This window comes from Diaphorobacter sp. C33, from assembly GCF_030503915.1.
Classification (GTDB): domain Bacteria; phylum Pseudomonadota; class Gammaproteobacteria; order Burkholderiales; family Burkholderiaceae_C; genus Diaphorobacter; species Diaphorobacter nitroreducens.
The window spans coordinates 1,743,199-1,768,817 of record NZ_CP129980.1; the positions used below are offsets into that span (position 1 = coordinate 1,743,199).

Consider the following 25,619-nt stretch of genomic DNA (forward strand, 5'->3'; position numbering starts at 1 on the left):
AAGCTCCAGAGTTTAAAAACCGGTCTGCGCCCACCGTCGCGTCAAGGGAAGGCGGGCAGTCGTCGCTCATGCAGCGGCCACGGCTTTGCTGTTGTGGTTGTGGGCCGGCGCGGTGCATGGGGAGAAATTGGGAATAATGGGCGCCATTGTAGGCGGGCTGCCCGCCGCAGCGCACGCGCCATCGCTTCACCACGCTCTCCTTCCCGCTCTTCCTTTCCCATGCTTGCCACGCACACGCGCACCGTGTTCTATATCTCCGACGGCACCGGCATCACGGCCGAGACCTTCGGCAATGCCATCCTGGCGCAGTTCGACATCCGCCCGCGCCACGTGCGCCTGCCCTTCATCGATACCGAGGACAAGGCGCACCAGGTGGTGCGCCAGATCAACCACACGGCCGAGCTGGAGGGCAAGAAGCCCATCGTGTTCACCACGCTGGTGAACATGAGCGTGCTCAAGATCATCGAGGACGGCTGCAGGGGCATGCTGCTGGACATGTTCGGCACCTTCATCCGCCCGCTGGAGTCCGAGCTGGGCGTGAAGTCACACCACCGCGTGGGGCGTTTCTCTGACATCAGCGTGTCCAAGGAATACAGCGACCGCATCGAAGCCATCAACTTCAGCCTGGACCACGACGACGGCCAGAGCCACCGCGACCTGTCGGGTGCGGACGTGATCCTGATCGGCGTGTCGCGCAGCGGCAAGACGCCCACGAGCCTGTACCTGGCCATGCAGTGCGGCCTGAAAGTGGCCAACTATCCACTGATCCCCGAGGACTTCGAGCGCCGCCAACTGCCGCCCGCGCTGGTGCCGCACCGCAAGAAGATCTTCGGCCTGACGATCGACCCGCAACGGCTGTCGCAGATCCGCAATGAGCGGCGCCCCGGCTCCCGGTACGCCGATCTGGTGAACTGCCGCAACGAGGTGGCCGAGGCCGAGGCGATGATGCGCCGCTCGGGCATTCGCTGGCTATCCACCACCACCAAGAGCATCGAGGAGATCGCGACCACCATCCTGCAGGAGGTGCGGCCGGAACGGCTGCAATACTGACCGCCCCTGCATCAAAACAAAAGCGCCCCGAAAGGCGCTTTGTTTTTGATAGCTATCAGCGCTTGACTGGTAAGCGCTAGAGGCCAATTTGGCTTAGATGTCAGTGGCGAATCAGGTGGTCGAAGGCCGACAAGGCCGCCGTCGCGCCCGCCCCTGCGGCGATGATGATCTGCTTGTACGGCACGTTGGTGCAGTCTCCCGCGGCGAACACGCCCGGCACGTTGGTGTGGCCCCGGGCGTCGATGATGATCTCGCCAAAGCGCGTCAGGTCCACCGTGCCCTTGAGCCAGTCGGTGTTGGGCAACAGACCGATCTGCACGAAGATGCCCTCGACCGCCACGGTCTTGGCCTCGTCCGTCGTGCGGTCCTTGTAGGTCAGGCCGGTGACCTTGCTGCCGTCGCCATTCACTTCCGTGGTCTGGGCGTTCAGGATGACCGTCACGTTGGGCAGGCTGCGCAGCTTTTTCTGCAGCACGCCATCGGCCTTCAACTCGCTGGCGAACTCCAGCACCGTCACGCTCTTGACGATGCCGGCCAGGTCGATCGCGGCCTCCACGCCCGAGTTGCCGCCGCCGATGACCGCCACGTCCTTGCCCTTGAACAGCGGGCCGTCGCAGTGCGGGCAGTACGTCACGCCCTTGGTGCGGTACTGCTCCTCGCCCGGCACGTTCATGTTGCGCCAGCGCGCGCCGGTCGACAGGATCACGGTCTTGCTCTTGAGCGTTGCGCCGTTGTCGAGTTCGATTTCCACCAGGCCGCCTTCCGTTGCGGCGGGCTTCAGCGCCTTGGCGCGCTGCAGGTTCATCACCTCGACGTCGTAGTCATTGACGTGCTGCTCCAGCGCGATGGCGAACTTCGGGCCCTCGGTCTTGCTGACCGAGATGTAGTTCTCGATGTCCACCGTATCCAGCACCTGGCCGCCGAAACGCTCGGCCACCACGCCGGTACGAATGCCCTTGCGCGCCGCATACACGGCGGCCGCAGCGCCGGCGGGGCCACCGCCGACCACCAGCACGTCAAACGGCTCCATGGCGTTGAGCTTGGCTGCCACGCGGGCATGCGCGCCGCTGTCGATCTTGGCGACGATCTCCGCCAGCTCCATGCGGCCCTGGCCGAAGTTCTTGCCGTTCAGGAACACCGTGGGCACGCCCATGATTTGGCGTTCCTTGATCTCGTCCTGGAACACGGCGCCGTCGATGGCCGTGTGCGTGATGCGCGGGTTGAGCACGCTCATCAGGTTCAGCGCCTGGACCACGTCGGGGCAGTTGTGGCAGGACAGCGAGTAGTACGTCTCGAAATGGAAGTCGCCGTCCAGGCCCTTGACCTGCTCCAGCAGGTCCGCCGATTCCTTGGAGGGATGGCCGCCCACCTGCAGCAGCGCCAGCACCAGCGAGGTGAACTCATGGCCCAGGGGGACGCCCGCGAAACGCACGCCGGTGTCCACGCCGGGGTTGGTGATCAGGAAGGACGGCTTGCGCACGGGCGCGTCGTTCTTCTCGACCACAGTGATCTTGTCGGAGAGGGAGCGGATCTCCTGGAGCAGTTCCCGCAGCTCTTGGGAAGTGGCGCCATCGTCCAGCGTGGCGACCAGCTCCACCGGGCGCTGCAGGCGCTCCAGATAGGCTTTCAATTGGGCTTGGAGGTTGGCGTCGAGCATAGGGTTACTCCTAATCAATCTAGTTATGGGCAAAAAAAACCCGGGCGCCTGGCACCCGGGCGTCTTGGTCAGCCGCCGCGGCGGCTGAACGCGGCTGGTGCCAGCTTAGATCTTGCCGACCAGGTCCAGCGAAGGAGCCAGCGTCTTGGCGCCCTCTTCCCACTTGGCGGGGCACACTTCACCGGGGTGGCTGGCCACGTATTGGGCAGCCTTGACCTTGCGCAGCAGATCGGCGGCGTTGCGGCCGATGCCTTCGGCGGTGATTTCCATCGCTTGGATCACGCCCTGGGGGTCCACGATGAACGTGGCGCGGTCTGCCAGGCCCTGGCCTTCGCGCAGGCAGTCGAAGTTCTGGCTGATTTGCCAGGTGGGGTCGCCCAGCATGGTGTACTTGATCTTGCGGATCGTGTCGGAGGCGTCATGCCATGCCTTGTGCACGAAGTGCGTGTCGGTGGACACGGAGTACACCTCAACACCCAGCTTCTGCAGCTCGTCGTAGTGGTCGGCCACGTCGCCCAACTCGGTGGGGCACACGAAGGTGAAGTCGGCCGGGTAGAAGAAGAACACGGCCCACTTGCCCAGGACGTCCTTCTCGGTCACTTCGACAAACTTGCCGTTCTTGAAGGCTTGCGTCTTGAAAGGCTTGATAGTGGTGTTAAGCACGGACATTGCTGTTTCCTCTTACTTAGGTTGATGGGCTAGAACAAGACTGAAGTCTAGGCCGGATCGAATGATAAATCCAATAAATTGAACACATCAATTGAATTGATATTGACTATCAACTCATTCCATTCGAGAACACGACTCAGCATCACACGCAGGCAAAGCCTGCATGCAGGGGCATTGTCTTGCCCCGTGGTGCCAGGGTCATGACAATGCCCCTTTCTGACTGAAAGGAGAAGCCCCATGAAAGGCGACGCGCAAGTCATCGCACACCTGCAGGCCCAGCTGAAGAATGAGCTCACGGCCATCAACCAGTACTTCCTGCACTACCGCATGCTCAAGCACTGGGGCTTCGACAAGCTGGCCAAGAAAGAATACGACGAGTCCATCGGCGAGATGAAGCACGCCGACCGGCTGATGGACCGCATCTTCATGCTGGACGGCCTGCCCAACCTGCAGGACCTGGCCAAGCTGCAGGTGGGCGAAGACGTACCCGAGATCCTGGAATGCGATTTGCGCGCCGAGCGCGGAGCGCAGGCCACCATCAAGGAAGGCATTGCCTACTGCGAGTCGGTACGCGACTATGTCTCGCGCGAACTGCTGGAAGACATCCTCGAAGACACCGAAGAGCACATCGATTTTCTGGAAACCCAGATCGAACTGGTTGCCAAGGTCGGGCTGCAGAACTACCTGCAGTCCCAGATGGGCGACGCCGACTGAGCCAGGCGTCAGGCGCCTGACACGGTGCCTTCCCCCTGCGCACGACCGCGCGCACTCCATCCAACGGGCTGCGGCCCGTTTTTTCATGCCTGTACCGGCGAAACCACTACCGCAAACACGCGCCACACGCCGACGCCGCTGTAAGGCAAATTCCTACAAAGGCTGCTCATCCGCCAGACGCCACGCAGCGCCGAACCCCGACTTAATTTCTTTTTGCCCCGGTTTCACAATCCATTTCATCGGATCACGCAACACATGCAACGTTATGCAACGCAGTGATCCCCTCTTGGAAAGGATTGCCCCATGACCTCCGAACAACTGCTCGCCGAAATCCGCGAAGCCAACCTCACTTACCTGATGCTGGCGCAGACCCTGATCCGCCAGGACAAGGCCGAAGCCGTGTTCCGTCTGGGGCTGAACGAAGAAGCGGCCGACATTCTGGCATCGCTGTCCGCCGCACAGGTGCTCAAGCTTGCCTCGCGCAACACGCTGCTGTGCAGCTTCCGCGTGGACGACGAACTGGTGTGGAGCCTGCTGACCAGCCACAACACGCCGCGCAAAGCCGCCAGCGAAGCCACCAACACGCTGCACGCCAACATCCTGATGGCCAGCCGCGTCTCCGAAGTGCTCTGAAGTCCCACGCCAGCCTTCCCCTCTTCTTCCGAAAGCCCGCCATGTCCGCACCCGCCAAGAGCGTTCTCAACGAATCCAAGCAAATCGAACGCGCCGCCATGCTGATCGAGATGGGAGCCCGCATGCAGGTGCTGGAGTCCGAGACCACGCTGTCGTACGAGCGCCTGATCCGCCTGTACAAGGAGATCGCGGGCAAGTCGCCGTCCAAGGGACAGCTGCCCTTCTCCACGGACTGGTTCCTCACCTGGCAGGAGAACATCCACAGCTCGCTGTTCCTGAACATCTACGAATATCTGTCCAAGGGCGTGAGCCTGGACGCGGTGGAGCTGCTCACCAAGGCCTATCGCCTCTACAACGAGCAGGTGGCCGCGGCGCAGATCGACCCACTGCTGTCCTTCACGCGCGCCTGGCGGCTGGTGAAGTTCGTGGATGCCGGCATGCTCACGCGCACCAAGTGCTCGCAGTGCAGCGGCCAGTTCGTCACCGAGTTGTACGAGAACCGCCACTACACCTGCGGCCTGTGCAACCCGCCCGCACGTGCCGGCAAGAGCAAGAGCGCCGGCGCACTCACGCTGCACTAATTCAAGTGAAAATAGCCTCTAGCGCTTACCCATCAAGCGCTAATAGCTATTAAATAAATAGCATAACGGCGCGGCAATGGGCTACCGGCCCGCCAGCAGACCGCGCACGTTGGCATCCATGGGCAGTGCATAGTCGTGCGCCGCCAGCACCGCGTTGCCCGCGCCCACCAGCTTCAGGCTCACGTAAACCGCCTGCGGCGCCACCGCGTAGGTGCCCACCAGCACGGCCTGGGCCGCCTGGGCGCGCGCCACCTCCTGTGCGTGCCGCGACAGCAGCAGCTCGCCCTGTCCGGGGCGCATCGCCAGGGTCTCGCGCATGCGCAGCTCGGTCACGCGCAGCCCGCGCTGGACCAGCCGGCCCGCCAGTTGCTCGGCCACCAGGCGCCCCAGGCGCGAAGATTCATCCAACCGGTCCAACTGCACCACCGTTGCCACCAGCACAGGGGTATCGGGATCCAGCGGCACTTGCAGCAACAGCGCATCCGCGGCGCCGTGGTTGCTGGCCATCAGGTCCACGGGGTCGCTGCTGACCGCAGCGCCGTAGTAGTAGCGTGCGCAGCCCGGCAGGGCCAATGCGCTGGCGGTCAGCACCGCTGCCAGCAGCACGCGCCGCTGTATTCCAATGCGTTGCGTCATGCGGTCTCCCTCCTTCATGGCACGACCCGCCAGGTCGTGAGGGGCCCCGGCGCCGCAGCGGGGCGCTGGTACAGCGGTGCGTCCGGCTGCGCGATCGTGTACACGTCAGATGTGCGCACCAGCACCCGGCCCTCGCTTTCCAGCGACGTGACGACCAGCACCTCGGTGCGCATCGGCACACTCGCGTCCGCATGCGTTGCATTGCGCCGCACGTACACACCTTCGGCCAGGCGCTGCAACGGCGCCGCGGACGCCGCACCCGCGTGGTGCTGCACCAGCTGGGTGCTGGCCCGCAACCGCAGGGCTGCGGGTTCGGTGGTCACGGCGATGCCCCGCTCCACCAAATGCGTGACCAGCAACTCGCGAAAGCCGCGCTGAAAGTCGGAGGCCTGGGGGGCCATCTCCACATGGATCGGGTGCTGCCCCGCGGGCCATCCACGCAGCCGATCGGCCACATGCGCCGCCACGTCGGCAGCCAGCACGTCCCATTGGCGGACTGCGTTCACCGCCTGTTGCTCCGTGGGCGCGTGCGCCCCCTCCGGCGTCGCGCCGTGCGGCGCCGTTGGCAGGGGCGCGCAGCCGGCCGCCAGCCCGGCCAGGACGCAGAAGGCCAAAACCCGGTTTCTCATGATCGAAGAATATGTATTGCGTGACGACCGGCCATGCTAGCCGGTGCGCCTGCGCGCCAAGGGTGGAACAAGAGGGGCTTTGCGGGCCAGATCAGCCTCAGGCCGCCGCGCCCTGCCCGGCAAGCGAGCGCACCGCGGCCCGCAGCGGCGCCACCTGCCGGCACACCAGCGCCAACTGGGCCTGCACGAGCGACAGGCCGTCGCCGGAGGCATCGGCCGCCTGCTCCAGCGCCAGCGCCAACCCCTCGGCAGCGCCATCCTCCTGCGCCAGCGCATGCCGCCCGCGCAGCGCCTGGGCCATCTGCTCGATCTGGTTCGCGGCCTCACGGGCGGCGCGCTCTGCCAACGAATCAGCCGCCACGTCGGCCGGCAGACCGCGGTGCGCACCCAAGGCCGACAGATAGCTCAACAGCGTGTGCGAGAGCACCAGCAACTGCAGTCCCACGCGCGCGTGGCGGCGCACCCAGCGCGGCTCCAGCAGCATGTGCGACAGCGCGGCGGACAGGGCCGCATCGGCGTTGTGCGCCACGCGGCGCGCCAGGCGGTAGTCCAGGTCGTCGTCCTTGCCCGTGGCGTACTGCGACATGATCTCGCGCAGGTACAGCGCATGGGCCTCCAGCGCCTCGGCCGCCACGGCACCCAGGCGCTTGCCCTGCCAGTCAGGCAGCACCAGAAACATGGCGGCCGCCGCGATGAGACTGCCGATCACCGTGTCCAGCAGGCGCGGCAGGATGAGCGTGTAGCCTTCGCCCGTGGTCTGGTTGAAGCACAGCAGCACCATCAGCGTGATGGCCGCCGTGGCTAGCAGGTAGCGCTGGGTGCGCGTAAGGAAGAACAGCACCCCCGCCGCCACGGCCAAGAGCGCCTGCAGGGTCGGGCTGGGGAACAGCTCCAGCAACGCCCAGCCCGCCACCAGCCCCAGCGCGGTGCCCAGCACGCGCCGCGCCACGCGGGACACGGTGGCCCCATAGGTCGGCTGGCAGACGAACAGCGTGGTCAGCAGGATCCAGTAACCGTGCCTGGGGTCCGTGAGCTGCATGGCGGCATACCCCGCGGCCAGCGCCAGCGTGAGGCGCACCGCATGCCGAAACAGCACCGAGCGCGCATGCAGCTGCGCACGCACGCGGCCCCACGCATCGGCCAGCGAGCGCGGCGTGCGGTCGAACAATGCGATGTCCCCCAGCACCGCGTTTTGCATGGGCAGCGTGGCGGTGGTGAGTTGCGCGTCCAGCGTGCTGAGGTTGCGCGCCAGCGCGCGCAGCGAGCGCAGCGGGCGCTGCCAGGCGCTCTGGCCCTGGCGCTCCAGGTAGGTGATGGAATCATGCAGGTCTGCCAGCGCCTGCGCATGCCCCGCATCGCGTACCAGCGGGCGGCGCCGGCGCAGTGCTTCACCCAGCTGCGTACAGGCCATGCCCTGCAGCGTGAGGACGCGCTGGCAGCGGTACAGCACATCGCTGTGAAAGAGCACGTCCGCCCATTCGTTGTAGTGGTAGTGCGAGGAGCTCGCGCGCTCGTGAATATCCTGGGCGATGAAATACAGGTTGAGCAGCTGCAGCAGCCGGCCCTGGGGCGGCTGCGCGTCCATGCGGCTGAACAGGCTTTCCTTGGCGCTGTTGAGCGCCGCCACCACGCGCGCATTGGTCTGTGCCAGCGCCAGCCGCCTCTGCTGGACATCCACGCCGCGCACGGGCTCGAAGACGCTGGCCTTGAGCCGCAGGTAGGCGCCCAGTTCCTCGTACAGCGCAGCCATGCCATGCCGCAGGGGCAACAACGGCGTGAGCACACACCACGCCAGCGACAGCAGCCCGTACCACCCCGCGCCCGCCAGCAGCAGCGCAGGCATGCGCCACCAGGGCTGCGTGTCGCCCGCACCCTGGGGCACGCTGAGGGCCGCATACAGCGCCAGGATCACCGTGGCCGAAGCGATCGCGCGGTAGCGCCCGCCGACCGCGCCCAGCAATGTGAAGACGAAGCTGCACACCAGCAGCACCACCAGGAACCACAGCGGCTGGTCCACGAGCGCCGCCACCGGGAAGGCCACGAGCGCAAAGCACGCCAGTGTGACCAGCAGCGCCTTCAGGCGGCCGCGCCAGCTGTCATCCGTCTCGGCCAGCGCAGACGCGAGCACGCCCAGGAACAGCGGCACCACCAGATCCACCTGGTGCGTGCCCCAGCTCCAGGCCATGGCGCCGCCCAGCGCGAGCAGCACGCGCAGGCCGTAGGCCCAGGCGACCTGCGCGCCCAGGCGTTGCAGCCACTGCGCCGTGATGCCGTCTACCACGCCCGTACCTCAGCCCGTGTTGCGCAGCCCCGCGGCAATACCGTTGATGGAGATGTGAATGCCGGTCTGCACGCGCTCGTCGCCCTGGCCCGCGCGCCAGCGGCGCACCAGCTCCACCTGCAGATGGTGCAGGGGGTCGATGTAGGGGAAGCGGTGCCGTATGGAGCGCGCCAGCGCCGTGTTGGCCGCCAGGCGCTGCTTTTCCCCCGTGATGCGCGTGAGCGCGTCGGCCGTGCGCTGCCATTCGGCCTCGATCACACCGAACACCTTTTTGCGCAGGCGCGCATCGGCCACCAGCTCGCTGTAGCGCGAGGCCAGCGCCAGGTCGCTCTTGGCCAGCACCATGTCCATGTTGGACAGCAGCGTGCGAAAAAACGGCCACTGCCGGTACATCTTCTGCAACAGCGCCAGCTGGGCCTTGGGGTCCTTGCCCGGTGCATGCGTGAAGGCATCCACCGCAGCGCCGAAGCCAAACCAGCCCGGCAGCGTGAGGCGGCACTGGCCCCAGCTGAAGCCCCAGGGGATGGCGCGCAGATCCTCGATCTGCTGGCTGGCCTTGCGGCTGGCCGGGCGCGAGCCGATGTTGAGCTCGGCAATCTCGCGGATCGGCGTGGAATTGAAGAAGTAATCGGTGAAGCCCGGTGTCTCGTACACCAGCGCGCGGTAAGCCTCCATGCTGGCCTGCGAGAGCTGCTCGGCCGCTTCCAGGAACGCCTTGGTGGCGGACTTGGTGGGTTGCAGCAGCGTGGCTTCCAGCGTGGCGGCCACCAGGGTCTCCAGATTGCGCCGGCCGATCTCGGGGTTGGCGTACTTGGAGGCGATCACCTCGCCCTGTTCGGTCAGGCGGATCTGCCCGCGCACGGTGCCGGGCGGCTGCGCCAGGATGGCCTGGTAGCTGGGCCCGCCGCCACGCCCCACCGTGCCGCCACGGCCGTGGAACATGCGCAGTTGGATGGGCGCACCCGCCTGGGCGGCGTTCATCTCGTCGAACAGCGCCACCAGCGCGATCTCGGCGCGGTACAGCTCCCAGTTGCTGGTGAAAATGCCGCCGTCCTTGTTGCTGTCGCTGTAGCCGAGCATGATGTCCTGCTCGGCCCCGCTGGCGCGCACCAACTGCGCGATGCCAGGGATCGCGTAGAACTCGCGCATGATGGGCGCGGCATTGCGCAGGTCCTCGATCGTCTCGAACAGCGGCACCACGATCAGGTCCGCCCTGGCGCCCGTGTCCAGCGTGCCTTGCAGCAGGCCCACCTCCTTTTGCAGCAGCAGCACCTCCAGCAGGTCGCTCACCGTCTCGGTGTGGCTGATGATGTAGTGGCGGATGGCGTCGTCGCCATAGCGCTCGCGCATCTGGCGCGCGGTCTCGAAGATGGCGACCTCACCCGTCGTGTGCTCGGAATACGGCGCCCCCACCACGCGCAGGGGCCGTGCGTCACACAGCAGGCGCAGCAGCAGCGCGCGGCGCGCGGGCTCGGGCAGGGCCTCGTAGTCGGACTCCACCCGGGCGGTGGCCAGCAGTTCGGCCACCACGCGCTCGTGCTGGTCGGAGCTTTGGCGCAGATCCACCGTGGCCAGGTGGAAACCGAACACTTCCACTGCGCGCATCAGCGGGCGCAGGCGTTCGCCCACCAGGGCCGCACCGCGGTGCGAGCGCAGCGAAGCCTCGATCACGCGCAGATCGGCCAGGAAGTCGCCCGCGCTGGCGTACGCATTCTGTGGGGCTACGGCATGGCGTGCAGCCTCGCCGCCCGTCAAATCCCTGAGCGTGGCGGCCAGGCGCGCGTACACGCCCGTGAGTGCGCGGCGGTAGGGCTCGTCGCGGCGGTGCTCGCTGGTGTCAGGCGAGCGTGCGGCGAGCTGCAGCATCTCGGCCGAGACCTGCACCAGGTTGCTGGAGAGCGACAGCTCGCGCCCCAGGTGATGCACCTCGGTCAGGTAGTGGCGCAGCGCCACCTCGGCCTGGCGGCGCAGGGCCAGGGCCAGCGTGTCGGCGCTCACGTTGGGGTTGCCGTCGCGGTCGCCACCGATCCACTGGCCCATGCGCAGGAAGCTCGCCACGGGGTGGCTGCCGCCCAGCTCGCGCTCCAGCTCGGCATAGATCTTGGGGATCTCGTGCAGGAAGGTGTATTCGTAGTACGAAAGGGCGTTCTCGATCTCGTCGGCCACGGTGAGCTTGGAGTAGCGCAGCAGCCGCGTCTGCCACAGCTGGGCCACGCGCGCGCGCAGCTGCGCCTCGTTGGCGGCCAGCTCGCGCGGGGTGAGCGTGTCCTTCGCGCTGTTGTAGAGCTGGGCGCGCGCCTGGATATCGTCGCGCTGGGTGAGCAGCAGGGCGATCTCGCGCTCCGCGTCCAGGATGCTCTTGCGCTGCACCTCGGTCGGGTGGGCCGTGAGCACCGGCGCCACATAGCTGGTGGCCAGCGTCTGCGCCACGGTGCGCGGCGCGATGCCGGCCCAGCGCAGGCGCGCCAGCGCCACCTCGATGCTGCCCTCCTGCGCGCTGCCCGCGCGCTCGTGCACGGCGCGGCGGCGGATGTGGTGGCGGTCCTCGGCCAGGTTGGCCAGGTGGCTGAAGTACGTGAAGGCGCGGATCACGCTCACCGTCTGGTCGCCCGTCAGGCCCTTGAGCAGCTTCTTCAGCGCCTTGTCGGCCTCGTGATCCGCGTCGCGCCGGAAGGCCACTGACAGTTTGCGGACCTGCTCCACCAGGTCATAGGCGGCCACGCCCTCCTGTTCGCGGATCACGTCGCCCAGGATGCGCCCCAGCAGGCGGATGTCCTGGATCAGCGGCAGGTCCTTGTCGGTCTTGCGGGCGGGCGCCGGCGCCGCGGCGGCGTCGGTCTTGCGGGCGGGGGCGGTCATGCGCAAAGGTCTCCTGGCGCGCCGATGGGATGGTTGATGGAATGGCGCGGCTGTTGCAGCGCAGCATGCTAGCATCCCCCCGCTGCCCCGCCGCCGTGCCTGCGGGGGCCGAGACAGACGCCGCAATGACCACTCCCTCTCCCTCGCTTCCTTCCATCGTGATCGCCACGCGCGAAAGCCAACTCGCGCTCTGGCAGGCCGAGCATGTGCAGTCCTTGCTGCGCGCGCGCGGCCACGCCGTGGCGCTGCTGGGCATGACCACGCGCGGCGACCAGATCCTGGACCGCACGCTGTCCAAGGTGGGCGGCAAGGGCCTGTTCGTGAAGGAGCTGGAAGTGGCGCTGGAGGAAGGCCGCGCCGACATCGCGGTGCATTCGCTCAAGGACGTTCCCATGGAACTGCCCCAGGGCTTCGCCCTGGCCTGTGTGATGGAGCGCGAGGACCCGCGCGACGCCTTCGTGTCGCCCGGCTACGCATCGCTGGACGAACTGCCCCACGGTGCGGTGGTGGGCACTTCCAGCCTGCGCCGCCAGGTGCTGCTGCAAGCGCTGCGCCCCGACCTGCAGATCGAGCCGCTGCGCGGCAACGTGCAGACGCGCCTGCGCAAGCTGAACGAGGGCCAGTACGCGGCCATCGTGCTCGCGGCCGCAGGCCTGAAGCGCCTGGGCCTGCACGAGCGCATCCGCGCCGTGTTCACGCCCGAGCAGATGCTGCCCGCCGCCGGCCAGGGCGCGTTGGGCATCGAGATCCGCGGCGACCGCCACGACCTGCGCGAGGCGCTGGCGCCGCTGGCCCATGAGCGCACCTGGCTCACGGTGACGGCCGAGCGTGCCGTGAGCCGCGCCATGGGAGGGAGCTGCTCCATGCCGCTGGCCGCGCATGGCCAGTGGGACGGCGACACGCTCTCGCTGCGCGCCGCCTGGGGCGACGTCGCGGCCCGGGTGCCGCTGGTGCGCGCCGAGGGCGCGGCCCCCGTGCATACGCTGGAGCAGGCCGATGCACTGGGACTGGCCGTCGCCGCACAGCTGCGCACCGCCGGCGCCGTGGGAGCGCTCTGACCTTGCCCGTGCAGCCGCCCCGGGCCATCGTCACGCGCCCCGCGCGCGAGGCCACGCAGTGGGCCGCCGATCTGCAGGCGCGCGGCATCGCCGCGCTGGCGCTGCCACTCATCGCCATCGGCCCGGTGACCAACCCGGCTCTGCGCGAGGAGCTGCAACAGGCCCGGGCATGCGTGGACCGCTACTGCGCGGTGATGTTCGTGAGCGGCAATGCGGCGCAGTATTTCTTTGAATCAAATATGCCTCTAGCGCTTTCTGGACAAGCGTTAGCAGCTATCAAAACGAGAGTATGGGCTCCCGGCCCCGGTACCGTGGCGGCACTCGTGCAGGCCGGGGTTGCGCCCGAGCGCATTGACGCTCCCGGCGCCGACGCCGCGCAGTTTGACTCCGAAGCCCTGTGGCAAGTGGTCGCGCCGCAGATCGGCCCGGGCGACCGCGTGCTCATCGTGCGTGGAGCCAACGCCCCCACGGCCGAGGGCGGCAACGGGCGCGAATGGCTGGCCCGGCAGATTGCCGCTGCGGGTGGCGCGGTGGACTTCGTCGCCGCGTACGAGCGCGGCGCCCCCTGCCTCGACGCCCAGCAACTGGAGCTGGCGCAAGCAGCCGCCAGCGACGGCTCGGTCTGGCTGCTGAGCAGTTCCGAGGCCATCGCCAACCTGCGTGCTGTGTTGCCCGCGCAACACTGGGGCATGGCCCGCGCCCTGACCACCCACCCGCGTATCGCGCAGGCCGCACGTGTGGCCGGCTTTGGCAGTGTGCACGAATGCCGTCCGGCGTTCGATGAAGTGGCAGCCTCGATAGAATCGCTTTATGAGCAATGAGTCCTCATCCGGGCTGCCCGCACCGGCGCCCGCCGCTCCCCGGCCCGCCGCGGCCCACGGCGGCCGCGCGACCCTATTCGCGCTGAGCGCCATCGCCATTGCCGCGCTGGCCAGTTCGGTGATGCTGTGGCAGCGGCTGTCGTCCATCCAGGAGCAGTTGGCACGCCAGTCGGCCGACTCCGGCGCCCAGGCCATCGAGGCACGCACCATGGCCCAGCAAGCGCAGGAGCTGGCGCGCGAGACCTCCACGCGCCTGGCCGTGGCAGAAGCCCGCGTGAGCGAAGTCGCGCTGCAGCGCAGCCAGCTGGAAGAGCTCATGCAAAGCCTCTCGCGCACGCGCGACGAGAACCTGGTGGTGGACGTGGAAGCCGCCATCCGCCTGGCGCAGCAGCAGGCCCAGCTCACGGGCAGCCTGCAGCCCCTGGTGGCCGCGCTCAAGAGCGCGAGCCAGCGCGTGGAGCGCGCATCGCAGCCGCGCCTGGCGCCCGTGCTGCGCGCCATGGGCCATGACCTGGAGCGCCTGGAGCGCGCCAACGTCATCGACACTGCAGGTCTGCTCGGCCGCCTGGACGACCTGGTGCGCCAGGTGGACGAGCTGCCCCTGCTGGGCAGCGTGGCCCAAGCAGCCAGCATGCGCCGCCCGGCGGGCGAGGCGACGGCGCCCGCCCCCGCCGCGAGCACCGCCAGCCAGCCCCGCTGGCAAGCCACGCTGCACCGCACCTGGGAAGGCGTGCGCGACGAGGTGCGCGGCCTGGTGCGCGTGAGCCGCATCGACCATCCCGACGCCATCCTGCTCGCCCCCGACCAGGCCTTCTTCCTGCGCGAGAACCTCAAGCTCAAGCTGCTCAATGCACGGCTGGGCCTGCTGGCGCGTCGCATGGACTCGGCGCGCGCCGACCTGGCCGGCGCCTACAGCGCGCTGGGCAAGTACTTCGATCCTGCCTCGCGCCGCACGCAGAACGCCACCGCGGCCCTGCAGCAGCTGCAGGCGCACATGAAGACTGTCGAAATGCCCGCGCTGGAGGACACCTTCGCCGCGCTGGCCACGGCCGCGGCCGGCCGTTGACCCGCCCCTAGGACACTCTGCCCATGCGCGCAGCACTCTGGTTCCTGGCCCTGTTCGGTGTGGCCGTTGCCGTCGCCCTGTTTGCGGGCAACAACCAGGGCACGGTCACGCTGTTCTGGCCGCCCTACCGCATCGACCTGTCCCTCAACATGGTGCTGATGCTGCTGTTCGGCGGCTTCACGCTGCTGTACGCGGCGCTGCGCGCCCTGGCGGCGCTGCTGGAGCTACCCATGCAGGCGCGCCGCTGGCGCCTGCTGCAAAAGGAGCGTGCCATGCACGGTGCGCTGCTGGATGCGCTGTCGCAGATGCTGGGAGGGCGCTTCCTGCGCGCCCGCAAGTCCGCGGAATCCGCGATCGTGCAGGAGCGCGCCCTCGAAGACGCCAAGGAAGCCCTGCCCCATGGCCGTCGGCTGCGCACGCTGGCCCACATGGTGGCCGCGGAAAGCTCGCATGCGCTGCAGGACCGTGCCACGCGGGAAGCACACTTGCAGCAGGCGCTGGACAACATTCCCGATCGGGCGGCCGCCATCGAGCAGGAATTGCGCGAGGGCGCGCAGCTGCGCGCGGCACGCTGGTCGCTGGACGAGCGCGACGCCACCACCGCGCTGGAGCGCCTTTCCGTCCTGCCGGCCGGCACGGCGCGCCGCACGCTGGCACTGCGCGCCAAACTCAAGGCATCGCGCCTGTCGCACCAGACCGAGCAGGCGCTGGAAACCGCCCGTCTGCTGGGCAAGCACCACGCCTTTTCGCCGGCCGCCGCCGAGAGCATCGTGCGCGGCCTGGCAATGGAACTGATCAACGGCGCCTACGACCCAGCCCAACTGCAGCGCATCTGGCTGGGGCTGGAGCCCCATGAGCGCGCCATGCCCGAGATTGCCGTGCATGCGGCGCAGCGCCTGGGCCAGCTGGGCGGCGATGCGATGCAGGTGCGCGCATGGCTTCTGCCGGTGTGGGAACGCATGACGGACCCCGCTCAGCCCCCGCTGCCCGATGCCCAGGTGCTCAAACTGGTGCGCGCGCTTGAGGGCAGCCTGCAGGCGCTGGATGCCAACTGGCTGGCGCGCATCGAGTCCGCCCAGCAGGCGGCTCCGCGCAACGCGCGTCTGCAATACCTGTCGGCCAAGGCCTGCCTGCAGCGCAACCTGTGGGGCAAGGCCCAGCAACTCTTCACCCAGGCCGCTCAGCAGCTTCCCGATGCGTCGCTGCGCGCCAGCGCTTGGCGCCATCTTGCCGAGCTGGCCGAGCAGCGCGGCGACGCAGAGGCCGCCGCGGATGCCTGGAAGAAAGCCGCCCAGGCGAACGCCTGAGCACCACTCCCTCTTTCCCGTTTGAGGCCACCGGCCGCCTTTGCCGCGGCGGCTGCGCCATGCCTGCTGGACAGCGGTTTTTCAAATTCACTTAACGCAAATCAATTACGAATAGTAGAATTTCAGGCACTTCTTCATACCAGCATGCGCCCTGGCGCCCTATCCCGGAGACAACGCCATGACTGCTCCCCACGACACCCTCCCGCCCCCCGCCGCCATCCAGCAGCTGCACCACTACGCCTACAAGGCGCGCGACGCGGAGGAGACGCGCCACTTCTACGAGGACATCCTGGGCCTGCCGCTGTACCACATCATCCAGAGCGACTACGTGCCCAGCACGGGCGAGTACTGCCCCTACACCCACTTCTTCTTCCGGCTGCAGGACGGCTCGTTCATCGCGTTCTTCGACCTGGGCGACGACGTGAAGCCCGAGCCCTCGCCCAACACCCCCCCGTGGGTCAACCACATCGCCTTCCGCGTGAACACCGTGCAAGAGCTGGAGGACACCAAAACCCGTCTGCAGGCACACGGTGTGCAGGTGCTCGGAGTGACCGACCACCACATCTTCAAGAGCATCTACTTCTTCGACCCCAACGGCATCCGGCTGGAGCTGTCGGCCCAACTGGCCGACACCGCGCAGATGCAGCGCGAAAGCACCACCGCCCACGCCCGGCTGGCCGAGTGGACGGCGCGCAAGGAGCAATGGCGCAAGGAACGCGCCGGCGGCCATGCCAGCGCGCCGCTCAAACCCCAGACCAACGACCGCCCCGAATTCGTGCCCACCACAGGGTCTGAGTAAAAAGCGCCTCCAGCGCTTATCCAGCAAGCGCAAGCAGCTATCAGTATGGAAGCATGGCGGTAACCGAATAAAATGCCCCCATCCTCCGAACCACTGCCCAGGCGGCATCCCACGGGATGCCGTTTTTCATTGCCATGAGCGACACGATCGAACAACCCGGCCTGAACAGCCTCTCCAAGTCCTTTGAGCCCGCCGCCCTGGAGGCCCACTGGGGCCCCGAATGGGAAAAGCGCGGCTACGGCGTGGCAGGCTACCGCGGCACGGGCGCGGCGCAGGCCGGGCAGCCGGCATTCGCCATCCAGCTGCCTCCGCCCAACGTGACGGGCACACTGCACATGGGCCATGCGTTCAACCAGACCATCATGGACAGCCTGACGCGCTACCACCGCATGTTGGGGCACAACACCGTCTGGGTGCCGGGCACCGACCACGCGGGCATTGCCACACAAATCGTCGTCGAGCGCCAGCTGCAAGAGCAAGGCGTGAGCCGCCATGACCTGGGCCGCCCCGACTTCGTGAAGAAGGTGTGGGAGTGGAAGGAAAAGAGCGGCAACACCATCACCACCCAGATGCGACGCCTGGGCGACAGCGTGGACTGGAGCCGCGAGTACTTCACCATGGACGACAAGCTCTCCAAGGTGGTGACCGACACCTTCGTGAAGCTGTACCAGCAGGGCCTGATCTACCGCGGCAAGCGCCTGGTGAACTGGGACCCCAAACTGCAGTCCGCCGTGTCGGACCTGGAAGTGGAGAACGAGGAAAAAGACGGCTCGCTGTGGCACATCGCCTACCCCTTGGCCGACGGCAGCGGCCAGCTGGTGGTGGCCACCACCCGCCCCGAGACCATGCTGGGCGACGTGGCCGTGATGGTCCACCCCGAGGATGAGCGCTACGCGCACCTGATCGGCAAGATGGTCAAGCTGCCGCTGTGCGACCGCGAGATCCCGGTGATTGCCGACGCCTACGTGGACAAGGAGTTCGGCACCGGCGTGGTCAAGGTCACGCCCGCGCACGACAACAACGACTACCAGGTGGGCCAGCGCCACAAGCTGCCCATGATTTGCGTGCTCACCCTGCAGGCCACGGTGAACGAGAACGCCCCCGCCAAGTACCAGGGCATGGACCGCTTCGTGGCGCGCAAGGCCATCGTGGCCGACCTGGAGGCCCAGGGCCTGCTGGTCGAGACCAAGAAGCACAAGCTGATGGTGCCGATTTGCACCCGCACCGGCCAGGTGATCGAGCCCATGCTGACCGACCAGTGGTTCGTGGCCATGAACAAGGTGGCCCAAGAAGGCACGGGCGACGCCACCGGCAAGAGCATCGCGCAAAAGGCCATCGACGCCGTGGCCAGCGGCCAGGTGCAGTTCGTGCCCGAGAACTGGGTCAACACCTACAACCAGTGGATGAACAACATCCAGGACTGGTGTATCAGCCGCCAGCTGTGGTGGGGCCACCAGATCCCTGCCTGGTACGACGAGGACGGCAATGTGTACGTGGCCCGCAACGAACAAGAGGCCCAGGCCCAGGCCCCCGGCAAGACGCTGACCCGCGATGCCGACGTGCTCGACACCTGGTACTCCAGCGCCCTGGTGCCCTTCAGCACCATGGGCTGGCCAAACCAGACCGATGGTGCCACCGACGACTACAACCTGTACCTGCCCAGCAGCGTGCTGGTCACGGGCTACGACATCATCTTCTTCTGGGTCGCCCGGATGATCATGATGACCACGCACTTCACCGGGCGCGTGCCGTTCAAGCATGTCTACATCCACGGCCTGGTGCTGGACGCGCAGGGCAAGAAGATGAGCAAGTCCGAGGGCAACGTGCTCGACCCGGTGGACCTGATCGACGGCATTGCGCTGGAGCCGCTGCTGGACAAACGCACCCAGGGCCTGCGCCGCCCCGAGACCGCGACCAAAGTGCGCCAGAACACGCAAAAGGAATTTCCCGAGGGCATTCCCGCCTATGGCGCCGACGCGCTGCGCTTCACCTTCGCCGCGCTGGCGTCGCTGGGCCGCAGCATCAACTTCGACAGCAAGCGCTGCGAGGGCTACCGCAACTTCTGCAACAAGCTGTGGAACGCCAGCCGCTTCGTGCTGATGAACTGCGAGGGCTACGACTGCGGCATGGACACCGCGCAGGGCTGCACTGAAAGCTACCTGCGCTTCAGCCAGGCCGACCGCTGGATCGTCTCGCAGCTGCAACAGGTCGAGGCCGAAGTGGCCAAGGGCTTCGCCGAGTTCCGCTTGGACAACGTGGCCAACACCCTCTACGACTTCGTCTGGAACGAGTTCTGCGACTGGTACCTGGAAATCGCCAAAGTGCAGATCCAGACTGGCGACGAGGCGCAGCAGCGCGCCACGCGCCGCACGCTGATCCGCGTGCTGGAGGCCATCCTGCGCCTGGCGCACCCCGTCATCCCCTTTGTCACCGAAGCGCTGTGGCAGGTAGTGGCCCCGCTGGCGGGCCTGAAGGGCGACTCCATCGCCATCGCCGCCTATCCGCAGTCCCAGCCCGAGAAAATCGACGAGGGCTCCATCGCCTACGTGGCGCGCATCAAGCAAGTGGTGGACGCCTGCCGCACGCTGCGCGGCGAGATGGGCGTGTCGCCCGCACAGCGCCTGCCGCTGCTGGTGGCGGGCGACGCGGACTTCATGCGCAACATCGCCCCGGTGCTGCAGAACCTGGCCAAGCTCAGCGAGGTGAAGGTGTTCGACGACGAGGCCGCCTGGGCCCAGGCCGCGCAAAGCGCGCCCGTGGCCGTGGTGGGCGACGCCCGCCTGGCACTGTTCGTGGAGATCGACATCGCTGCTGAAAAGGCCCGCCTGTCCAAGGAGGCCGCGCGCCTGTCCGGCGAGATCGCCAAGGCCAACGGCAAACTGGGCAACGAGGCTTTCGTGGCCAAGGCCCCGCCGGCCGTGATCGAGCAGGAAAAGAAGCGCGTGGCCGACTTCGGGGCCACGCTGGCGCGCATCGAGGAGCAGCTCGCGCGCCTGGGCTAAGATCAGCCCGATCACCGGACAAGGGCGCTGCAGGCGCCCTTGTTTTTACCCGGCACCCTTTTTAGTGAGGCACCCGACTTGAACGCACCCACCCGTGTCCGCAAGGCCGTCTTTCCCGTCGCGGGGCTCGGCACCCGCTTCCTGCCCGCCACCAAGGCATCGCCCAAGGAGATGCTGCCGGTGGTGGACAAGCCCCTGATCCAGTACGCGGTCGAGGAGGCCTACGAGGCCGGCATCCGCGACATGGTGTTCGTCACCGGCCGCAGCAAGCGCGCGATCGAGGACCATTTCGATACCGCGTACGAACTGGAGAACGAGCTGGAGAACGCCGGCAAGCGCGAGATGCTCGCGCTGGTGCGCAGCATCGCGCCCGACGACATGAACTGCCTGTTTGTGCGCCAGCCACGCTCGTTGGGACTGGGCCATGCCGTGCTGTGCGCCGAGCCCCTGGTGGGCAACGAGCCCTTTGCCGTCATCCTGGCCGACGACCTGATGACCGGCGAGCCCGGCGGCCCCGGCGTGATGGCGCAGATGACGGCCGCTTTCGCCAAGCAGGGGCGCTCGCTGCTGGCCGTGCAGGAAGTCCCGCTGGAGCACACCAAGCGCTACGGCATCGTCAAGGGCGAGAGCGCTGGCGGCGCGCTGATCCGCGTTGACGAGATCGTGGAGAAGCCCGCACCCGAAAAGGCACCGTCGCGCATGGGCGTGGCCGGCCGCTATGTGCTCACGCCGCGCATCTTCGAAGAGATCCGCAACCAGCCGCAGGGCGTGGGCGGCGAGATCCAACTCACCGATGCGATCGCGCGCCTGATGCAGCACGAGACGGTGTATGCCTACCAGTACGCCGGCAAACGGTACGACTGCGGCAGCAAGGAAGGCTTTTTGGAAGCCACGGTCGAACTGGCACTGCAGCACCCGCAGGTGGGCCCGCAGTTCCGCGAATACCTCCAATCCCTGGCGCTGTAACGCACCGCCGGAGCGGTACCCCTGCCTCCCGCCCGGATTCCTATTTTGATAGCTACCAGCGCTTGCCCAACAAGCGCTGGACGGCTATTTAGTCCTTAATCATTCAGCGACGGCGCAGCACGTGGATGAATTCTTCGCCCACGGTCTGTTGCTCAACCAGTTCGTTGCCGGTCTGCCGGGCAAACGCCTGGAAGTCGCGCAGCGAGCCGCTGTCGGTCGCCACCACCTTGAGCAGCTGGCCGCTGGCCATGTCGGCCAAGGCCTTCTTGGCCTTGAGGATGGGCAGGGGGCAGTTCAGGCCCCGGGTGTCGATTTCCTTGTGGATGTCCATTTTTCTCAGTCCTTCGGCGCGTCCAGTCCGCGGCGGCGCTCTGCATTTTCCTCGGCGGTGAAGAACACCGGCTCGTGGCCACGCGAGCGCAGCCAGTCGGCCAGCGCATAGCCTGTGCCCGCGGGCCAGCACTTGAGCTGGTCCAGCTCATAAAAGCGGTGCTCCAGCAGCTCCGGCGACAGGCGCACCTCGCCTTCGGCCCGCACATGGTAGGCGATGATGACCTGGTTCATGCGCATGAACTCATACACGCCCACCAGCTGCACACTGCGCGCGTCCAAGTTGGTTTCTTCCTTGACTTCGCGGGCAATGCCGTCCTCGGGCGTCTCGCCGGCCTCCATGAAACCAGTGATCAGCGCGAACATCTTGGGTGGCCAGAGCGCATTGCGCGCCAGCAGCACGCGGCCGTCCACCTCCACGATGGCCGCCAGCACGGGCGTCGGGTTGTTCCAGTGCGTCCAGCCGCAGGCGGGGCAGCGCAGGCGTTCCTTCTCGCCGCTGTCCTCAATGACCACGATGGGCGCCAGCGCCGTGGCGCAGTGGGTGCAATAGCGGGTTTCGTACGACATAGCGATGCTCCTCCAGCATGCGCCATGGCAGTCACAGCGCTCCGTAATTAATAGCTGCTTGGGCTTGACTACCGGGCGCCAGCGGCCTTATTGATGCCCACTGTGATCTTCACGTTCACGCCGGGAAGACGCCGGTGGAGAGGTAGCGGTCGCCCCGGTCGCACACCACGAAAACGATGGTGGCGTTTTCCTCGCGTTGCGCGATCTGCTGCGCCACCCAGCAGGCGCCGGCTGCGGAGATGCCGGCAAAGATGCCCTCTTCGCGCGCCAGGCGCCGTGCCATGTCCTCGGCATCGTCCTGGCTCACCAGCACCAATTCGTCCACCAACTGGGGCTCGTAAATCTTGGGCAGGTATTCCTCGGGCCACTTGCGAATGCCCGGGATACGCGAGCCTTCCTGCGGCTGCGCACCCACGATGCGCACCGCGGGGTTCTTCTCGCGCAGGAAGCGCGCGACGCCCGTGATGGTGCCCGTGGTGCCCATGGCGCTCACGAAATGGGTGATGCGCCCCTCGGTCTGCTCCCACAGTTCGGGGCCGGTGGTCTCGTAGTGGATGCGGGGGTTGTCCGGGTTGGCAAACTGGTCCAGCACCACGCCCTTGCCCTGCGCCACCATCTGGTCGGCCAGATCCCGCGCGTATTCCATCCCCCCGCTCTTGGGCGTGAGAACCAGCTCCGCGCCAAAGGCCTTCATGGTCTGCGCGCGCTCCACGGACAGATCCTCCGGCATGATCAGCACCATGCGATAGCCCTTGATGGCCGCAGCCATCGCCAGGGCGATACCGGTGTTGCCCGACGTCGCCTCGATCAGCGTATCGCCGGGTTTGATCTCGCCGCGCTCTTCGGCCCGGCGGATCATCGACAGTGCCGGCCTATCCTTCACCGAACCCGCCGGGTTATTGCCTTCTAGCTTGCCCAGAATGACATTGCCGCGTGCCGCGTTGTCCTGTGCACCGATGCGCTGCAGTGCGACCAGCGGCGTGTGTCCGATCGCGTCTTCAATGGTGGGGTAGGTCTTCATACCGCGTTACTGTGCCATAATTTGCGACTTCGCTTTCGCGCCTGCCCGGGTGGTGAAATTGGTAGACGCAGGGGACTCAAAATCCCCCGCCGCAAGGCGTGCCGGTTCGATTCCGGCCCCGGGCACCACATACAAGGCCGCACAGTTCCCAGAACGTGCGGCCTTTTCTTTTTCCTCCGAAACCCTCGATAGCGTCGTACAAAGGTGCGAGGGACTGTGCAGCAATCCGGGGCCCTAAGACGCCTGCTGGTCGGTATCGGGCACATCCACAAGAATTAAGTTTGCTTTTTTCATTTCGGTGAGTAATAATCCGCCAACGCGCTACCCACTGCTTGCTTCGATAGCGCCTGCCTGACAGCATCCTGGCTGATGCGCCTTGCGCCGCACTTCTTGCAAAAGTGTTGGCCGTCACTCTTCAAAGCAGCAAGCTCATCGCAGACCTTAAACCTCTTTCAGGGTCTGCCCCCGCCTTTCCTGCGCCGACGCGCGGCAGGTCTTTTCCCCTCTTTTCTCTCCTGGATGGTCGCCTTCGCGATTACATCCTGTCTGTTTGCAATGCTTGAAAAACAAAACGCCGAGCGCGTGGGCAACTACGTTGTCACGCCGCTGACCAAAACCACCAATGTCGGTGTTACTGCTTCGGTTTCCATACGCCGGGGAATGTACGACCGCATCTTCCGCTTCCTCCCAAGCTTCCCCTGCGATACACAAGCAGTCCAGTACGCCTTAGCGCAAGGGCGCCGCATGGTGCTACACAACCAACTGGGCTGATCCTGCTATTGACGGAGGTACCCGTGGCCAAAGAAGAGTTGATTGAAATGCAGGGCAAGGTCGATGAAGTTCTGCCTGACGCCCGTTACCGCGTCACGCTTGACAACGGGCATCAGCTCATCGCGTATACCGGGGGCAAGATGCGTAAGTTCCGCATCCGCATTCTGGCCGGTGACCTGGTGACCCTGGAGATGTCTCCCTACGACCTCAACAAGGGTCGAGTGACATTTCGGCATATCGAGAACCGCACGCGCACCACCCCTCCAGCGCGCCGGCGCCATTGATTTTGGTTCCCCCGCTCATTTCCTCTGGGATGCGCTTACAAGCCGTCCCTTCATTTCCCGAAAGAAAGACACTGACATGAACAACCGACTGTACGTGGGCAACTTGGCCTATTCCGTGCGTGATGAATCGCTGCACCAGCAGTTTTCCCAATTTGGTTCCGTCACCTCCGCCAAGGTGATGATGGAGCGTGATACAGGCCGATCCAAGGGCTTCGGCTTTGTAGAAATGGGCAGCGATTCCGAGGCACAGGATGCCATTAACGGTCTGAACGGCCGTTCTGTCGATGGACGTGCACTGACGGTCAACGTCGCGCGTCCCATGGAAGCTCGCCCAAGTTTTGGCGGCGGCGCAGACCGTGGTGGCTACCGCGGTGGCCGCTACTGATAGGGCCTTGCCGCGGCAATTGCCTTAGAGTGCTCCGGACCATCCGGGTGAGTCCGTGTTTTGGACGCTGACCACCTCCCGCAGAGCCCTCCGCCGCGTCTTATGCCGTTAACGAGATGGTCGCCCCATCTCTTTCTTGGCCTCGAACACCCCGATGACGAAAGTCGTCGGGGTGTTCGTCTTTGTGGTGGGGAGCATCGTGGCTTCATGGACGTTCATCGGCATGAACCTCTCCCCTTCTCCACCTTAACGGTCGCTAGGGGGTGAACAGCGATGAGGATGCGGCAGGGGTGCCGCGCCAGCCTTGCTCAGCCAGCGCATCAGAGCCCCCAAAACAGGCAATTTTTCATACAGCTCTTCAGCCGGGTCCCAGTAATCGCGGTGCAGCGTCACGCGGCCTTGGGCATCAAAATGCACCAGGGTCGCGCCGTGGATGCACTGAGGCACCTGTGCCCGCCAGCGCTTCAGGCGGAAGTGGAACTCCCATTGCAAAAAGGCCCGGTCGTCCTGCACCAGCCGCTGGGTGACGACAAAGCGCGGCTGCTCCAGGCTCTCGAACATGTGGGCAAAGATGGCACGGATGGCGGGCACGCCGTGCACATCATTGAAGGGGTCCTTGAACCGTGCGTCAAGCGCGTAGTAGTCCTCCAGTAGGGGCAACTGCGCGGGGGTTAGCTGCTCGTAGAGCTGGACCAGCCGGGCGACGCAAGCGTGGGTGTCTATAGGTGGGTGCATGCGTCACAGCCCGGTCATACGGTGGACCAGCGGAAAGTACCAGCGGTACGGCAGCACGCGCAGCAGCTTGAGCCACAGCGTGAAGCGGCGTGGAAAATGCAGTTCAAACGCGCCCCTCCCCCAACCACGCAGTATGGCCTGGGCCGCCTGCTCCGGCGTGAGCAGCGCGGGCATGTTGAAGTCGTTCTGGCGCGTCAGGGGCGTATCGACAAAGCCGGGGTTCACCACGCTCACGCCCACGCCCTGCGGGCGCAGGTCAAGGAACAGCGTCTCGGCCAGGTTGATGAGGGCCGCCTTGGTCGGTCCATAGGCCAAGCTCTGCGGCAGACCGCGCCAGCCTGCAACACTGGCCACCAGACTCAAGTGAGGTACGCGTCCCGCCTGGGCAGATGCCAGGAGTCCCGGGACCACGGCGGCGAGCACATGCAGCGCGCCCGTCAGGTTGACCTGCTGATGGCGCAGCAGCTCGGGCAGCGCCAGCGTGTCGGCACGCATGGGGGTGTAGTGGCCGGCGCAGTAGCACACCAGGTCCAGTGGTGACTCGGTCTGCAGGCGCGCGGCAACGTCCAGGACCGCCTGGGCATCGGTCACATCCAGCACCACTGCTTGGCTGCCAGGGTGTTCGTGCGCAAACGCCGCCAGCAGCGCCTGCTGGCGTGCCGACACGATCACCTGCGCGCCCTGTGCGTGCAATTGCGCTGCGACGGCCCGGCCAATACCGCTGGAGGCGCCCACCAGCCACACGCGCTTGCCGCGCCAGTCAGTGATCGCGGGGTTCAAAGGCACAGTGCGGCT

The 25,619-nt window shown here is 66.5% G+C and carries 25 protein-coding genes and 1 tRNA gene; 15 read left to right on the plus strand and 11 right to left on the minus strand.

Annotation, left to right across the window (positions count from 1 at the left end; translation table 11 throughout):
- Positions 1-219 precede the first annotated feature (219 nt).
- Positions 220-1,050 (plus strand): pyruvate, water dikinase regulatory protein, encoded by an 831-nt coding sequence (locus QY917_RS08280; protein ID WP_011806033.1) that lies wholly within the window; start codon positions 220-222, stop codon positions 1,048-1,050.
- A gap of 100 nt (positions 1,051-1,150) precedes the next feature.
- Here the strand turns inward: QY917_RS08280 and ahpF are convergent, their stop codons facing one another.
- Together ahpF and ahpC are read right to left on the minus strand one after the other, a co-directional pair.
- Entirely contained in the window at positions 1,151-2,707 is a 1,557-nt protein-coding gene (gene ahpF / locus QY917_RS08285; protein ID WP_123676026.1) for an alkyl hydroperoxide reductase subunit F, read from the minus strand.
- A 105-nt stretch (positions 2,708-2,812) separates the two neighbouring features.
- Positions 2,813-3,376: an alkyl hydroperoxide reductase subunit C gene (gene ahpC, locus QY917_RS08290; protein ID WP_015913767.1), complete on the minus strand. Its 564-nt coding sequence runs from the start codon at positions 3,374-3,376 to the stop codon at positions 2,813-2,815.
- Positions 3,377-3,613: 237 nt separating this feature from the next.
- On the opposite strand from ahpC, the gene bfr reads away from it, so the two are divergent.
- The 3 genes from bfr to flhC all read left to right on the plus strand — a co-directional run bounded on the left by bfr (position 3,614) and on the right by flhC (position 5,304).
- The gene (bfr, locus tag QY917_RS08295) at positions 3,614-4,090 is read left to right on the plus strand and encodes a bacterioferritin (RefSeq protein ID WP_011806036.1); all 477 of its coding nucleotides are present in this window, start codon (positions 3,614-3,616) and stop codon (positions 4,088-4,090) included.
- Positions 4,091-4,393: 303 nt separating this feature from the next.
- Positions 4,394-4,723, plus strand: a complete 330-nt coding sequence (gene flhD, locus QY917_RS08300) for a flagellar transcriptional regulator FlhD (RefSeq protein WP_011806037.1) — start codon at positions 4,394-4,396, stop codon at positions 4,721-4,723.
- A 41-nt stretch (positions 4,724-4,764) separates the two neighbouring features.
- Positions 4,765-5,304, plus strand: coding sequence for a flagellar transcriptional regulator FlhC (flhC, locus tag QY917_RS08305; RefSeq protein WP_015913769.1), 540 nt, complete (start codon positions 4,765-4,767; stop codon positions 5,302-5,304).
- Between the two features lie 81 nt (positions 5,305-5,385).
- On the opposite strand, the gene QY917_RS08310 is transcribed toward flhC, so the two are convergent.
- From QY917_RS08310 to ppc, 4 genes are all read right to left on the minus strand, one after another.
- The gene (locus QY917_RS08310; protein ID WP_302079261.1) at positions 5,386-5,940 is read right to left on the minus strand and encodes a FlgO family outer membrane protein; all 555 of its coding nucleotides are present in this window, start codon (positions 5,938-5,940) and stop codon (positions 5,386-5,388) included.
- Positions 5,941-5,954: 14 nt separating this feature from the next.
- Positions 5,955-6,569 (minus strand): hypothetical protein, encoded by a 615-nt coding sequence (locus QY917_RS08315; RefSeq protein WP_123676024.1) that lies wholly within the window; start codon positions 6,567-6,569, stop codon positions 5,955-5,957.
- A gap of 97 nt (positions 6,570-6,666) precedes the next feature.
- Complete coding sequence (gene yccS / locus QY917_RS08320; protein ID WP_123676023.1) at positions 6,667-8,850, minus strand: YccS family putative transporter; 2,184 nt, start codon at positions 8,848-8,850, stop codon at positions 6,667-6,669.
- Positions 8,851-8,859: 9 nt separating this feature from the next.
- Complete coding sequence (gene ppc / locus QY917_RS08325) at positions 8,860-11,709, minus strand: phosphoenolpyruvate carboxylase (RefSeq protein WP_123676022.1); 2,850 nt, start codon at positions 11,707-11,709, stop codon at positions 8,860-8,862.
- 125 nt (positions 11,710-11,834) lie between these two features.
- Between ppc and hemC the strand changes: the two genes are divergently transcribed.
- The 7 genes from hemC to galU all read left to right on the plus strand — a co-directional run bounded on the left by hemC (position 11,835) and on the right by galU (position 20,728).
- Positions 11,835-12,767 (plus strand): hydroxymethylbilane synthase, encoded by a 933-nt coding sequence (hemC, locus tag QY917_RS08330; protein WP_123676084.1) that lies wholly within the window; start codon positions 11,835-11,837, stop codon positions 12,765-12,767.
- Between the two features lie 2 nt (positions 12,768-12,769).
- Complete coding sequence (locus QY917_RS08335) at positions 12,770-13,588, plus strand: uroporphyrinogen-III synthase (RefSeq protein WP_123676021.1); 819 nt, start codon at positions 12,770-12,772, stop codon at positions 13,586-13,588.
- Positions 13,578-14,654, plus strand: a complete 1,077-nt coding sequence (locus tag QY917_RS08340) for a uroporphyrinogen-III C-methyltransferase (RefSeq protein WP_123676020.1) — start codon at positions 13,578-13,580, stop codon at positions 14,652-14,654. Before QY917_RS08335 ends, QY917_RS08340 begins: the two co-directional genes overlap by 11 nt.
- Positions 14,655-14,677: 23 nt before the next feature.
- Positions 14,678-15,961 (plus strand): heme biosynthesis HemY N-terminal domain-containing protein, encoded by a 1,284-nt coding sequence (locus tag QY917_RS08345; protein ID WP_123676019.1) that lies wholly within the window; start codon positions 14,678-14,680, stop codon positions 15,959-15,961.
- Positions 15,962-16,139: 178 nt separating this feature from the next.
- Positions 16,140-16,760 (plus strand): VOC family protein, encoded by a 621-nt coding sequence (locus QY917_RS08350; RefSeq protein WP_011806047.1) that lies wholly within the window; start codon positions 16,140-16,142, stop codon positions 16,758-16,760.
- A 134-nt stretch (positions 16,761-16,894) separates the two neighbouring features.
- A complete protein-coding gene (locus QY917_RS08355) occupies positions 16,895-19,762 on the plus strand; it encodes a valine--tRNA ligase (protein ID WP_123676083.1) in 2,868 nt (955 codons plus the stop codon).
- 78 nt (positions 19,763-19,840) lie between these two features.
- Complete coding sequence (galU, locus tag QY917_RS08360; protein ID WP_011806049.1) at positions 19,841-20,728, plus strand: UTP--glucose-1-phosphate uridylyltransferase GalU; 888 nt, start codon at positions 19,841-19,843, stop codon at positions 20,726-20,728.
- A 103-nt stretch (positions 20,729-20,831) separates the two neighbouring features.
- Here galU and QY917_RS08365 read toward each other — a convergent pair whose 3' ends face one another.
- The 3 genes from QY917_RS08365 to cysM form a co-directional block, all read right to left on the minus strand.
- Entirely contained in the window at positions 20,832-21,059 is a 228-nt protein-coding gene (locus QY917_RS08365) for a sulfurtransferase TusA family protein (RefSeq protein ID WP_011806050.1), read from the minus strand.
- A gap of 5 nt (positions 21,060-21,064) precedes the next feature.
- Positions 21,065-21,628, minus strand: coding sequence for an NUDIX domain-containing protein (locus QY917_RS08370; RefSeq protein WP_015913780.1), 564 nt, complete (start codon positions 21,626-21,628; stop codon positions 21,065-21,067).
- A gap of 115 nt (positions 21,629-21,743) precedes the next feature.
- Positions 21,744-22,649, minus strand: a complete 906-nt coding sequence (gene cysM, locus QY917_RS08375; RefSeq protein WP_047350540.1) for a cysteine synthase CysM — start codon at positions 22,647-22,649, stop codon at positions 21,744-21,746.
- A gap of 43 nt (positions 22,650-22,692) precedes the next feature.
- Between cysM and QY917_RS08380 the strand changes: the two genes are divergently transcribed.
- The 4 genes from QY917_RS08380 to QY917_RS08395 all read left to right on the plus strand — a co-directional run bounded on the left by QY917_RS08380 (position 22,693) and on the right by QY917_RS08395 (position 24,089).
- A tRNA-Leu gene (locus QY917_RS08380) sits at positions 22,693-22,777 on the plus strand.
- Positions 22,778-23,204: 427 nt separating this feature from the next.
- Positions 23,205-23,420 (plus strand): hypothetical protein, encoded by a 216-nt coding sequence (locus tag QY917_RS08385; RefSeq protein ID WP_123676082.1) that lies wholly within the window; start codon positions 23,205-23,207, stop codon positions 23,418-23,420.
- A 23-nt stretch (positions 23,421-23,443) separates the two neighbouring features.
- The gene (gene infA, locus QY917_RS08390; RefSeq protein WP_011806104.1) at positions 23,444-23,704 is read left to right on the plus strand and encodes a translation initiation factor IF-1; all 261 of its coding nucleotides are present in this window, start codon (positions 23,444-23,446) and stop codon (positions 23,702-23,704) included.
- Positions 23,705-23,780: 76 nt separating this feature from the next.
- Entirely contained in the window at positions 23,781-24,089 is a 309-nt protein-coding gene (locus QY917_RS08395; protein ID WP_011806105.1) for an RNA-binding protein, read from the plus strand.
- A gap of 246 nt (positions 24,090-24,335) precedes the next feature.
- Here QY917_RS08395 and QY917_RS08400 read toward each other — a convergent pair whose 3' ends face one another.
- Positions 24,336-24,824, minus strand: a complete 489-nt coding sequence (locus tag QY917_RS08400) for a nuclear transport factor 2 family protein (protein ID WP_123676018.1) — start codon at positions 24,822-24,824, stop codon at positions 24,336-24,338.
- Positions 24,825-24,827: 3 nt separating this feature from the next.
- A complete protein-coding gene (locus tag QY917_RS08405) occupies positions 24,828-25,610 on the minus strand; it encodes an SDR family NAD(P)-dependent oxidoreductase (RefSeq protein ID WP_123676017.1) in 783 nt (260 codons plus the stop codon).
- Positions 25,611-25,619: the final 9 nt, after the last annotated feature.

What these genes read in the sequence shown, in the direction of transcription:
- QY917_RS08280 (WP_011806033.1), top strand. Translation starts at nt 220, where the DNA reads ATGCTTGCCACGCACACGCGCACCGTGTTCTATATCTCCGACGGCACC.
- ahpF (WP_123676026.1), bottom strand. Translation starts at nt 2,707, where the DNA reads ATGCTCGACGCCAACCTCCAAGCCCAATTGAAAGCCTATCTGGAGCGC.
- ahpC (WP_015913767.1), bottom strand. Translation starts at nt 3,376, where the DNA reads ATGTCCGTGCTTAACACCACTATCAAGCCTTTCAAGACGCAAGCCTTC.
- bfr (WP_011806036.1), top strand. Translation starts at nt 3,614, where the DNA reads ATGAAAGGCGACGCGCAAGTCATCGCACACCTGCAGGCCCAGCTGAAG.
- flhD (WP_011806037.1), top strand. Translation starts at nt 4,394, where the DNA reads ATGACCTCCGAACAACTGCTCGCCGAAATCCGCGAAGCCAACCTCACT.
- flhC (WP_015913769.1), top strand. Translation starts at nt 4,765, where the DNA reads ATGTCCGCACCCGCCAAGAGCGTTCTCAACGAATCCAAGCAAATCGAA.
- QY917_RS08310 (WP_302079261.1), bottom strand. Translation starts at nt 5,940, where the DNA reads ATGACGCAACGCATTGGAATACAGCGGCGCGTGCTGCTGGCAGCGGTG.
- QY917_RS08315 (WP_123676024.1), bottom strand. Translation starts at nt 6,569, where the DNA reads ATGAGAAACCGGGTTTTGGCCTTCTGCGTCCTGGCCGGGCTGGCGGCC.
- ppc (WP_123676022.1), bottom strand. Translation starts at nt 11,709, where the DNA reads ATGACCGCCCCCGCCCGCAAGACCGACGCCGCCGCGGCGCCGGCGCCC.
- hemC (WP_123676084.1), top strand. Translation starts at nt 11,835, where the DNA reads ATGACCACTCCCTCTCCCTCGCTTCCTTCCATCGTGATCGCCACGCGC.
- QY917_RS08340 (WP_123676020.1), top strand. Translation starts at nt 13,578, where the DNA reads ATGAGCAATGAGTCCTCATCCGGGCTGCCCGCACCGGCGCCCGCCGCT.
- QY917_RS08345 (WP_123676019.1), top strand. Translation starts at nt 14,678, where the DNA reads ATGCGCGCAGCACTCTGGTTCCTGGCCCTGTTCGGTGTGGCCGTTGCC.
- QY917_RS08350 (WP_011806047.1), top strand. Translation starts at nt 16,140, where the DNA reads ATGACTGCTCCCCACGACACCCTCCCGCCCCCCGCCGCCATCCAGCAG.
- QY917_RS08355 (WP_123676083.1), top strand. Translation starts at nt 16,895, where the DNA reads ATGAGCGACACGATCGAACAACCCGGCCTGAACAGCCTCTCCAAGTCC.
- QY917_RS08365 (WP_011806050.1), bottom strand. Translation starts at nt 21,059, where the DNA reads ATGGACATCCACAAGGAAATCGACACCCGGGGCCTGAACTGCCCCCTG.
- QY917_RS08370 (WP_015913780.1), bottom strand. Translation starts at nt 21,628, where the DNA reads ATGTCGTACGAAACCCGCTATTGCACCCACTGCGCCACGGCGCTGGCG.
- cysM (WP_047350540.1), bottom strand. Translation starts at nt 22,649, where the DNA reads ATGAAGACCTACCCCACCATTGAAGACGCGATCGGACACACGCCGCTG.
- QY917_RS08385 (WP_123676082.1), top strand. Translation starts at nt 23,205, where the DNA reads ATGCTTGAAAAACAAAACGCCGAGCGCGTGGGCAACTACGTTGTCACG.
- QY917_RS08395 (WP_011806105.1), top strand. Translation starts at nt 23,781, where the DNA reads ATGAACAACCGACTGTACGTGGGCAACTTGGCCTATTCCGTGCGTGAT.
- QY917_RS08400 (WP_123676018.1), bottom strand. Translation starts at nt 24,824, where the DNA reads ATGCACCCACCTATAGACACCCACGCTTGCGTCGCCCGGCTGGTCCAG.